At 65.2% G+C, this 10,721-nt stretch carries 10 protein-coding genes; 6 read left to right on the forward strand and 4 right to left on the reverse strand.

Features of this window, described 5'->3' with window-relative positions; genetic code table 11:
* Positions 1-127 precede the first annotated feature (127 nt).
* Positions 128-538: a large-conductance mechanosensitive channel protein MscL gene (gene mscL, locus ACNFCI_RS22185; RefSeq protein WP_084858453.1), complete on the forward strand. Its 411-nt coding sequence runs from the start codon at positions 128-130 to the stop codon at positions 536-538.
* Between the two features lie 107 nt (positions 539-645).
* Here mscL and ACNFCI_RS22190 read toward each other — a convergent pair whose 3' ends face one another.
* Positions 646-1,422 carry a ferredoxin--NADP reductase gene (locus ACNFCI_RS22190; protein WP_084858454.1) on the reverse strand — a complete coding sequence of 259 codons (777 nt, stop codon included), beginning with the start codon at positions 1,420-1,422 and terminating at the stop codon, positions 646-648.
* A 167-nt stretch (positions 1,423-1,589) separates the two neighbouring features.
* Here ACNFCI_RS22190 and ACNFCI_RS22195 point away from each other — a divergent pair, with 167 nt between their 5' ends.
* Positions 1,590-2,714, forward strand: coding sequence for a methyltransferase (locus tag ACNFCI_RS22195; protein WP_368830042.1), 1,125 nt, complete (start codon positions 1,590-1,592; stop codon positions 2,712-2,714).
* Between the two features lie 109 nt (positions 2,715-2,823).
* On the opposite strand, the gene ACNFCI_RS22200 is transcribed toward ACNFCI_RS22195, so the two are convergent.
* From ACNFCI_RS22200 to ACNFCI_RS22210, 3 genes are read right to left on the reverse strand one after another with little or no spacing between them, the layout of a single operon-like run.
* Complete coding sequence (locus tag ACNFCI_RS22200; protein WP_084858455.1) at positions 2,824-2,964, reverse strand: DUF2474 domain-containing protein; 141 nt, start codon at positions 2,962-2,964, stop codon at positions 2,824-2,826.
* A gap of 12 nt (positions 2,965-2,976) precedes the next feature.
* Entirely contained in the window at positions 2,977-3,984 is a 1,008-nt protein-coding gene (gene cydB, locus ACNFCI_RS22205; protein ID WP_084858456.1) for a cytochrome d ubiquinol oxidase subunit II, read from the reverse strand.
* Between the two features lie 3 nt (positions 3,985-3,987).
* Complete coding sequence (locus ACNFCI_RS22210; protein ID WP_324818496.1) at positions 3,988-5,424, reverse strand: cytochrome ubiquinol oxidase subunit I; 1,437 nt, start codon at positions 5,422-5,424, stop codon at positions 3,988-3,990.
* Between the two features lie 343 nt (positions 5,425-5,767).
* Between ACNFCI_RS22210 and ACNFCI_RS22215 the strand changes: the two genes are divergently transcribed.
* The 4 genes from ACNFCI_RS22215 to ACNFCI_RS22230 all read left to right on the forward strand — a co-directional run bounded on the left by ACNFCI_RS22215 (position 5,768) and on the right by ACNFCI_RS22230 (position 10,596).
* Complete coding sequence (locus ACNFCI_RS22215; protein WP_324818499.1) at positions 5,768-6,988, forward strand: MFS transporter; 1,221 nt, start codon at positions 5,768-5,770, stop codon at positions 6,986-6,988.
* 215 nt (positions 6,989-7,203) lie between these two features.
* Complete coding sequence (locus ACNFCI_RS22220) at positions 7,204-8,499, forward strand: NCS2 family permease (RefSeq protein ID WP_084858459.1); 1,296 nt, start codon at positions 7,204-7,206, stop codon at positions 8,497-8,499.
* Entirely contained in the window at positions 8,496-9,581 is a 1,086-nt protein-coding gene (trmA, locus tag ACNFCI_RS22225; RefSeq protein ID WP_368830034.1) for a tRNA (uridine(54)-C5)-methyltransferase TrmA, read from the forward strand. The genes ACNFCI_RS22220 and trmA overlap by 4 nt, the downstream gene beginning before the upstream one ends.
* A gap of 124 nt (positions 9,582-9,705) precedes the next feature.
* A complete protein-coding gene (locus ACNFCI_RS22230) occupies positions 9,706-10,596 on the forward strand; it encodes a neutral zinc metallopeptidase (RefSeq protein WP_084858461.1) in 891 nt (296 codons plus the stop codon).
* Positions 10,597-10,721: the final 125 nt, after the last annotated feature.

The raw sequence follows: 10,721 nt of genomic DNA on the forward strand, positions 1-10,721 counted from the left end.
TCTCGAACGCGTCTTGAGACGACAAAACTATTCGCACTAAACGTAGTCTGTAGCCGCACCGCAACGCATGAAGCGAATTGCTGGCTTAAACTGCGAATACCTCTCCATTTGTTACAAGGAATAAACCATGGGAATGCTCAGTGAATTCAAGGCCTTCGCGGTCAAGGGAAATGTCGTCGACATGGCAGTCGGTATCATCATCGGCGCGGCCTTCGGCAAGATCGTATCGTCCTTCGTGGGTGACGTGATCATGCCTCCGCTGGGCTTGTTGATCGGTGGTGTGGACTTCAGCGACCTGGCGATCACGCTCAAGGCAGCCGAGGGTGATGTGCCTGCGGTGGTGCTGGCCTATGGCAAATTCATCCAGACCGTGATCGACTTCCTGATCGTGGCCTTCGCCATCTTCATGGGTGTGAAGGCGATCAACCGCCTCAAGCGCGAGGAAGCCGTGGCCCCGAGCGCCCCGCCCGTACCGAGCGCCGAGGAAACCCTGCTGACAGAGATTCGCGACTTGCTCAAGGCGCAGAACCGGCAGTAAGCCTGTGGGGGCTGCTTCGCAGCCCTATCGCGGGACAAGCCCGCTCCTACAGGAATCGTGCAACCTTTGTAGGAGCGGGCTTGTCCCGCGATGAATCCAGCACCGCGTTACCAGTAGTTCTCCACCGCCACCTGCCCCGGCCGCTTGCTCAGGCTCAACTGCAGGTCGCGCGCCTTCAGCACCTTGCGCGTGTCGTCGATCATGTCCGGGTTGCCGCACAGCATGATCCGCGAATGCTCCGGCGACAGCGCCAGCCCCGCCGCCCTTTCCAGCTCGCCGTTTTCGATCAACGTGGTGATCCGCGCGTTCAATGCCCCCGGGTGCTGCTCGCGGGTGACCACCGGGATGAACTGCAGCTTGCCCGCGAACTCCGCCAGGTAGTCGCGCTGCTCGAGCCCTGCGATCAGGTCCAGGTAGGCCAGCTCCTTCGCTTCGCGCACCGAGTACACCAGCTTGATGTTGTCGAACCGCTCCCAGGCCTCGAAGTCTTGCAGGATCGACATGAACGGCGCGATGCCGGTACCGGTGGCCAGCAGCCACAGGTCGCGGCCACCGACGAAGCGGTCAAGGGTCAGGTAACCGAAGGCCTGGCGGTCGATCAGCAGGCTGTCGCCCTCGCCCAGGCGGCTCAGCTCGCTGGTGAACTCACCGCCCGGCACGACGATGGAGAAGAAGTCGAGAAACTCGTCATGGGGGGCACTGACCATCGAATAGGCCCGCCATACCACGCTGCCATCGGCCTTGGTCACGCCCAGGCGGGCAAACTGCCCGGCGCGAAAGCGAAACCCTGCGTCGCGGGTGACACGCAAGGTGAACAGGCTGGGGGTCAACGGCTGGACGTCGAGCAGGGTCTGGCGGGTGAACTTGTCGGCGCTGGCGGTCATGACGGACTCCATCGTGCAGGTGCGCCCAGTGTCGCGCAAAGCGTCAGGGATGAACACCGACGGTTTGTAGGGCCTCGTCGTACAAGTCGGCGGTAAAGCCCTGTAGAATCGCGCCCCTGAAGCTCGTCGTGGTCCGCGCCGAGCAGATCCGCACCGAGCCCTACGCCATGCCCCTGCTGACCAGCCCCTTCGCCGAACTTGACCTGATCCGCCAGCCGGACCAGGCCAACGATCCCCTGCAAGCCTTCGACGCAGCCGACGAGTACCTGCTGGCGCACCTGGCCAGCCAGGCGCCTGCCGCCGATTGCCGGGTGCTGGTGCTCAACGACAGCTTCGGTGCCCTGGCCGCCAGCCTGGTCGGCCACGTAGCGGTGACCAGCAGCGGCGACTCGCACCTGGGCCATCTGGCGCTGCAAAAGAACCTCGTACGCAACGGCAAGCCGTTCGACGCCGTACCCTTCGTGCCGGCCAGCGAGGCCTGGCAGGGGGCATTCGACCGCGTGCTGGTACGCGTACCAAAGACCCTGGCCCTGCTCGAGGAGCAACTGATCCGTCTGCAAGGCCACCTGGCCCCAGGCGCCCAAGTGATCGCCGGCGCCATGATCAAGCACCTGCCCCGTGCCGCAGGCGACCTGATGGAGAAGTACATCGGCCCGGTGCAGGCTTCGCTGGCGCAGAAGAAGGCGCGCCTGCTCACCGCGACCGTCACCGAACGCCCTGCCGCGCGCTCGCCCTACCCCAGCCGCTATCGCCTGGACACGCCGCCCCTGGAGCTGGTCAACCATGCCAACGTGTTCTGCCGCGAAGGGCTGGACATCGGCACCCGTGCCTTCCTGCCCCACCTGCCCCGCGACCTGGGCCAGGCACGCGTGGCCGACCTTGGCTGCGGCAATGGCGTGCTGGCGATCGCCAGCGCCCTGGCCAACCCCGATGCGCACTACACCCTGGTGGACGAGTCGTACATGGCGGTGCAGTCGGCCCAGGAGAACTGGCGCGCCGCGCTCGGGGATCGAGACGTGGAGATCCACCCTGCCGATGGTCTGGCCGGGCAGGAAAAACAGTCGCTGGACGTGGTGCTCTGCAACCCGCCGTTCCACCAGCAGCAGGTGGTAGGGGACTTCCTCGCCTGGCGCATGTTCCAGCAGGCCCGCGAAGCACTGGTGGTGGGTGGGGCGCTTTATATCGTAGGCAACCGCCACCTGGGCTATCACAGCAAGCTGGGGCGGTTGTTCCGGGGTGTGGAGCAGGTGGCGGCGACACCGAAGTTCGTGATCCTCAAGGCCCGCAAGTAATTTTTTTTGGGGCTGCTTTGCAGCCCTTTCGCGGCACACGGCCCCTCCCACAGGAGGCGCGGGGGCGCGGGCGTGTGCCGCGAAAGGGCCGCAAAGCGGCCCCGATGACTCAGTGGGTGCTCAACCCCGCCGCACTCATGAACATCCGCATCAGCCAGGCCACGATGCCCAGTGCTGCCACACTCCCCGCCCAGATCAGCACCAGCCAGCCCAGGCGCTGCCAGAGCGGTTTCTTCTCTTCAACCATCATCACCGGGCCTCCCTAGTGATAGCCGTGCTCATGGGTGACCTTGCCACGGAACACGTAGTAGCTCCAGAAGGTGTACCCGAGGATGAACGGCAGGATGAACAACGTCCCCACCAGCATGAAGCCCTGGCTCTGCGGTGGTGCCGCAGCGTCCCAGATGGAGATCGATGGCGGGATGATGTTCGGCCATAGGCTGATCCCGAGGCCGCTGTAGCCCAGGAAGATCAATACCAGCGTCAGCAGGAACGGCGTGTAGTGTGCATTGCGTGCCACCGCCCGCAGCAACCCGTAGAAGGTCACCAACACCAGGATCGGCACCGGCATGAACCAGATCAGGTTCGGCATGCTGAACCAACGGTCGGCGATCTGCGGGTAGGCCAGCGGCGTCCACAGGCTGACGATGCCGATGACCGCCAGCAGCACCAGCGCCAGAGGCTTGCCCAGGTCGTGCATCTGCTGTTGCAACGGCCCTTCGGTCTTCATGATCAGCCAGGTGCAGCCCAACAGGGTGTAGGCAACGATCAGGCCCACGCCGCAGAACAGGCTGAAGGGCGTCAGCCAGTCCAGGGTGCCGCCGGCATAGTGCCGGTCCACCACCTTGAAGCCCTCGATGAAGGCGCCCAGGGCCACGCCTTGGAAGAAGGTCGCCACCAGCGAGCCCCAGATGAACGCCTTGTCCCAGATATGACGCTTCTCGGCCGTGGCCTTGAAGCGGAACTCGAAGGCCACGCCGCGGAAGATCAGCCCCACCAGCATCAGGATCAACGGCAGGTACAACGCCTCGAGGACCACCGAATAGGCCATCGGGAAGGCGCCGAACAGCCCGGCCCCGCCCAGCACCAGCCAGGTCTCGTTGCCGTCCCACACGGGGGCGACAGTGTTCATCATCACATCACGGTCACGCTCGCCCTTGACGAAGGGGAAGAGCATGCCGATGCCCAAGTCGAAGCCGTCCATCACCACGTACATCATGACGCCGAAGATGATGATCACGGCCCAGATCAACGGAAGGTCGATACCCATGGCTCAGTTCCCCTTGCTCAAGCTGGCAGAGTCGGCCTCATGGCCTTCATCGGCGGCGGACAACGGCCGCGCCGGCGTACGTTTCTGGCCAGGCCCGCCAGGGTTGGGCTCGTCGCCCTCGCCGGTCTTCGGCCCCTTGCGCACCAGGCGCATCATGTAGCCAAGGCCCGTACCGAACAGGGCGAAGTAGACCACCACGAACATCACCAAGGTCAGGCCGAGCTGGCCGTAGCTGTGGTTGGAGACACCATCGGCGGTGCGCATCAGGCCGTAGACCACCCACGGCTGGCGCCCGATCTCGGTGGTGAACCAGCCGGCCAGCAGGGCGATCAAGCCCGAAGGGCCCATCCACAGCACGAAGTGCAGGAACGGCCGCGAACTGTATAAGGTGCCGCGCTTGCGCAGCCACAGACTCCAGAAGCCGGCGGCGATCATCAGCAGGCCCAGGCCGACCATGACCCGGAACGACCAGAACACGATGGTCGAGTTGGGGCGATCCTCTGGCGGGAACTCCTTCATCGCCGGTACCTGCTTGTCGAGGCTGTGGGTGAGGATCAGGCTGCCCAGCGCCGGGATCTCGATCTTGAAGCGGGTGGTCTCGGCGTCCATGTCGGGGAGGCCGAACAGGATCAACGGGGTCGATTCACCGGGCTTGTTCTCCCAGTGCCCTTCGATGGCCGCGATCTTCACCGGCTGGTGCTTGAGGGTGTTCAGGCCATGGAAGTCGCCGATCACCGCCTGGATCGGCGCCACGATCAGGGCCATCCACATCGCCATGGACAGCATCTTGCGCACCGCCGGGTTATCACGTCCGCGCAGCAGGTGCCAGGCCGCCGAAGCACCGACGAAGAAGGCCGTGGACACGAACGCGGCGGTGGCCATGTGCATCAGGCGGAAGGGGAAGGACGGGTTGAAGATCACCGCCAGCCAGTCCACCGGTACCACCCGACCATCGATGATCTCGTGGCCCTGAGGGGTCTGCATCCAGCTGTTCGACGCCAGGATCCAGAAGGTCGAGACCAAGGTGCCGAGCGCCACCATCACCGTGGCGAAGAAATGCAGCCCTCGGCCCACGCGGTTCCAGCCGAACAGCATCACGCCCAGGAAACCGGCTTCGAGGAAGAAGGCGGTGAGGACTTCATACGTCAGCAAGGGGCCGGTGATGGCACCTGCAAAGTCGGAAAAGCGGCTCCAGTTGGTGCCGAACTGGTAGGCCATGACCAGGCCCGAGACCACGCCCATGCCGAAGTTGACGGCGAAGATCTTCGACCAGAAATGGTAGAGGTCACGGTAGACGTTGTTGTGGGTCCTCAGCCAGAGGCCTTCGAGGACTGCCAGGTAGCTCGCCAGGCCAATGGTGATGGCCGGGAACAGGATGTGAAAGGACACGGTAAACGCAAACTGGATTCGGGCGAGCTCCAAGGCCTCTAAACCGAACATAGTGCTTCCTCTTCAGGTAATCCAGCGTCCGGGCTCGTGGCCCTGACGCCCACTGCCCCCACGGTTATCGAGTGCGGCGTTTTGGAATTGTTCTGTTCGATCGCAGGGATTGCGGCCAACGGCCGGATCGTTGCACCTGGAACGATTGACCCAGGTCAACGAATGTTGGGAAGCATAGACCCGAATGGCCAGGCGAGCCGTGTGGTTGATTGCCGCGTGACCAGTTGTCCCACCGCCTTGCAGGGCGCGGTGAAAAAGTGCCGAACCCGGCAAACAGCAACCATTTGTTACAAACAGGTGATACCCTGCAACCCTTCTATCACGCCGAAGTCAAGGCCTACCGATGTCCGATTCCGCTGTGCAGCTGCTGCGCCACCACCGCCCTTTCCTGGCCTTCTGGCTGGCCCGGGTGTTCACCGCCAGTGGCTTCCAGATGCTCACGGTAGCCATCGGCTGGCACCTCTACCAGCTGACCGGCAACGTGCTGGACCTGGGCCTGGTGGGGCTCGTGGAATTCGCCCCGCGCGTGCTGTTCATGTTGCACACCGGCCACGTCGCCGACCGCTATGACCGGCGCCGCGTGGCCGCCTTGTGCCAGAGCCTGCAAGCGCTGATCGCCCTGGCCCTGGCAGTGGGCAGCGCCACCGATAACGTCAGCCGCGAGCTGATCTTCGCCCTCGCCTTCCTGCTCGGTGCCACACGGTCCTTCGAGATGCCGGCCACCCAGGCGCTGCTGCCCAACGTGGTGCCGACCGGGTTGTTCCCGCGGGCAGTGGCAGCCTCGGCCTCGGCTACCCAGGCGGCGACCATCGTCGCTCCGGCGGTGGGCGGCTTGCTCTATGCCTTCGGCAGTATCTGGGTGTATGGCCCGACCGTGGCGCTGTACGTGATTGCTTGTCTGCTCACCCTGAGCCTCGATGTCCGCCAGCAGGTGGCCCAGCGCGGGCGCGCCAGCCTGGAGTCGTTGCTGGCCGGGATCCGCTTCATCCGCAGCCGCCCGGACATCTTCGGAGCGATATCCCTGGACTTGTTCGCTGTACTGTTGGGTGGTGCCACTGCGTTGCTACCGGTATTCGCCAAGGACATCCTGCTCACCGGCGCCTGGGGCCTGGGCCTGTTGCGCTCTGCACCGGCGGTGGGCGCGCTGCTGATGTCGCTATGGCTGGCGCGTTTCCCGGTGGAGCGCAAGGTCGGCCTGACCATGTTCACCGCCGTCGGCGTGTTCGGCGTGGCGACCATCGCCTTCGGCCTGTCCACTTCGTTCTGGTTCTCGTTGGCGGTGCTGGTGGTGCTGGGTGCGGCGGACATGATCAGCATGGTCATCCGCGGTGCCTTCGTACAGCTGGAGACGCCGGACGAGATGCGTGGTCGGGTCAGCGCGGTGAACGGCTTGTTCATCGGCGCCTCCAACCAGTTGGGCGAGTTCGAATCGGGGTTGACGGCGCACTGGTTCGGCACGGTGCCGGCGGTGGTGCTGGGGGGAGTGGGTACGCTGGTGGTGACCGGGGCGTGGATGAGGCTGTTCCCGACCTTGGCCCAGCGCGACCGGCTGCACGGCGGCTGACCATACCGACGCAATCGCGGGGCAAGCCCGCGATTGAGCCGCACAGACAACCGCATATCCCGCCCTGTCCCGTAGCCATAGGCCCTCGCCATCCATGCTGGTATGATGCGCGGCTTTTTTCCGCCCCGCAGAAAACCACGGCAACCGGTACGGTCTGTGCTTTGCTGATTGGGGTCGATACATTCACGGCGCCGGGGGCGCCTTGGGGAGCGGGCATGCTGGACAGGCTGTTTCAACTAAGAGCACACAACACCAACGTGCGCACCGAGATTCTCGCGGGCGTCACCACCTTCCTGGCCATGGCCTACATCCTGTTCGTCAACCCGAGCATCCTCGGCGAGACTGGCATGGACAAAGGCGCGATCTTCGTCGCCACCTGCCTGGCCGCGGCCATCGGCTCGGTGACCATGGGCGTGATCGCCAACTACCCGATCGCCCTGGCGCCGGGCATGGGCCTGAACGCCTTCTTCACCTACACCGTGGTGCTGCACATGGGCCACACCTGGCAGGTGGCCCTGGGCGCGGTCTTCCTTTCGGCAGTGCTGTTCTTCCTGTTGTCGATCTTCCGTATCCGCGAATGGATCGTGAACAGCATCCCCCTGCCGCTGCGCTCGGCCATCGCCGCGGGTATCGGCCTGTTCCTGGCACTGATCGCCCTGCATAACGCCGGCATCGTCGTCGACAACCCGGCCACCCTGGTGGGCCTGGGCGACCTCAAGCAACCGGCGCCGATCCTCGCCACCCTGGGCTTCTTCCTGATCGTGGCCCTGGAAGCGATGAAGGTTCGTGGCGCCGTGCTGATCGGTATCCTCGCCGTGACCCTGGCGTCGATCCTGATGGGCGTCACGCCATTCGCCGGGGTGGTGTCGATGCCACCGTCGCTGGCCCCGACCTTCCTGCAACTGGACATCGCCGGCGCCCTGGACGTAGGCCTGATCAGCGTGATCTTCGCCTTCCTGTTCGTCGACCTGTTCGACAATTCCGGCACCCTGATCGGCGTAGCCAAGCGCGCCGGCCTGATGGGCAAGGACGGCCACATGCCGAAGATGGGCCGTGCCCTGATCGCCGACAGCACCGCAGCCATGGCCGGCTCGCTGCTGGGCACGTCCACCACCACCAGCTACATCGAATCCGCCGCAGGCGTGAGCGCCGGCGGCCGCACAGGCCTGACCGCCATCGTGGTGGCGGTCCTGTTCCTGCTGGCGCTGTTCTTCGCCCCATTGGCCGGTAGCGTGCCGGCCTTCGCCACCGCCCCGGCGCTGCTGTTCGTCGCGGTGCTGATGGCCTCGGGCCTGGCGGAAATAAACTGGGACGACGTCACCGAGGCCGCGCCGGTGGTGGTCACCGCCCTGGCCATGCCGCTGACCTATTCGATCGCCAACGGTATCGCCTTCGGCTTCATCACCTGGACCGCCATCAAGCTGATTTCCGGCCGCCGCGGCGACCTGAACCCGGCGCTGGTGATCCTTTCCATCCTGTTCGTCATCAAGCTGGGCTGGTTCAACGCATGAGTGCTGTCTTCGACCCTTCCGCCTACACCCCGCAGCTCGAAGCCAAGGTCGAGCGCCTGCGCGAATTCCTGGCGCCCTTCGGCGCGCCAGAGCCGGCGGTGTTCGACTCCCCCCGCGAGCATTATCGCCTGCGCGCCGAATTCCGCCTGTGGCGTGAGGATGGCCAGCGCCACTACGCGATGTTCGCCCCGGGCGAGAAGCACAAGGCGATCCTGATCGACGACTTCCCCATTGCCAGCCAGCGCATCAACGCGCTGATGCCCCGCCTGAAGGCCGCCTGGCAGGCCAGCGAAGCACTGAGCAACCGCCTCTTCCAGGTAGAGTTCCTCACCACCCTGGCCGGCGATGCCATGGTCACCCTGTGCTACCACCGCCCGCTGGACGACGCCTGGGAAGCGGCCGCACGCCAGCTGGCCTCCGACCTGGGCGTGAGCCTGATCGGCCGCTCCAAGGGCAAGCGCCTGGTGATCGGCCGTGACTATGCAGTGGAGAAGCTCGACGTCGCAGGCCGTGTGTTCAGCTACCGCCAACCCGAGGGCGCATTCACCCAGCCCAACGGTGCGGTGAACCAGAAGATGCTGACCTGGGCGTTCGATGCCATCGGCCAGCGCGACGATGACCTGCTGGAGCTGTACTGCGGCAACGGCAATTTCACCCTGCCCCTGGCCACCCGGGTACGCCAAGTGCTGGCGACCGAAATCAGCAAGACCTCGGTCAATGCCGCGCTGAGCAACCTCGACGAGAACGGCGTGGGCAACGTACGCCTGGTGCGCCTGTCGGCCGAAGAGCTGACCCAGGCGCTGAACGAAGTGCGCCCGTTCCGCCGCCTGGAAGGGATCGACCTGAAAAGCTACGACTTCGGCACGGTGTTCGTCGACCCGCCACGTGCCGGGATGGACCCGGACACCTGCGAGCTGACCCGCAGGTTCGAGCGGATCCTGTACATTTCGTGCAACCCCGAGACGCTGGCGGCGAACATCGCCCAGTTGCACGACACCCATCGCATCGAGCGGTGCGCGTTGTTCGACCAGTTCCCGTATACCCATCACATGGAAAGCGGCGTCCTGCTGGTTCGGCGTTGAACCTGGCCCCTGCGGAGCGGCCTTGTGCCGCGAAAGGGCCGTAAAGCGGCCCCAAGCCGCCTGACAGTTGCCGCGGCACTGGCTACTCTTGCTCCTCACGTTACAAGCCCTCGGAGAACAGTACATGGAATGGCGAAAAGGCCGACGTAGCGACAATGTGGTCGATGCCCGAGGCGGCGGTGGTGGCCCTGGCGGCATGCGCTTCGGTGGTGGCAAGGGCCTGGGGCTCGGCGCCATCCTGCTGATCGTCGGCATCGGCTGGATCACCGGGCAGGACCCGTTGCAGATCCTCGGCCAGCTCGCCGGGCAGATGGAACAACAACAGCAACAGGCGCCAACCAGCGTGGGCAGCAAGGCCCCGCCCGCCAACGACGAACAGGCCGAATTCGTCGCCTCGATCCTCGGCGATACCGAGGATACCTGGAAGGCCTTGTTCGCCCAGGGCGGCAAGCAGTACCGCGACCCCAAGCTGGTGCTGTTCAGCGGCCAGGTGAACTCCGCCTGCGGCTTCGCCTCCTCGGCGGTGGGCCCCTTCTACTGCCCGGCCGACCAACGGGTATACCTGGACATGACCTTCTTCCGCGAAATGGAAACCCGCTTCGCCGCCGCCGGCGACTTCGCCCAGGCCTATGTGATCGCCCACGAGATCGGCCACCACGTGCAGACCCTGCTCGGCGTCTCGGCCAAGGTCGACGCCGCACGGCGCAGCGGCCAGCGCATGGAAGGCGACAACGGCCTGCTGGTGCGCCAGGAGCTGCAAGCCGACTGCCTGGCGGGCGTATGGGCCTACCAGGCGCAGAAGCGCCTGAACTGGCTGGAGCCGGGCGATGTGGAAGAAGCCCTCAACGCCGCCAACGCCATCGGCGACGACCGCCTGCAGCAGCAGGGCCAGGGCCGCGTAGTGCCGGACTCCTTCACCCACGGCACCTCCCAACAGCGCGTGCGCTGGTTCAAGGCCGGGTTCTCCAGTGGCGATGTGAACCGCTGCGATACCTTCGGCGCGCGTAGTCTGTGAATGAGGGCCGCTTTGCGGCCCGTTCGCGGGCCAAGGGCGCGCCCACACGTTCGGGGGGGCCGGGTGAGCGGGCGGGTGGCCCCCACCCGCCGCCAATCCCCCCCCCCACACCCAAAACCCAAACC

The sequence above is a fragment of the Pseudomonas sp. NY15356 genome, from assembly GCF_048068175.1.
Taxonomy (GTDB): Bacteria; Pseudomonadota; Gammaproteobacteria; order Pseudomonadales; family Pseudomonadaceae; genus Aquipseudomonas; species Aquipseudomonas putida_K.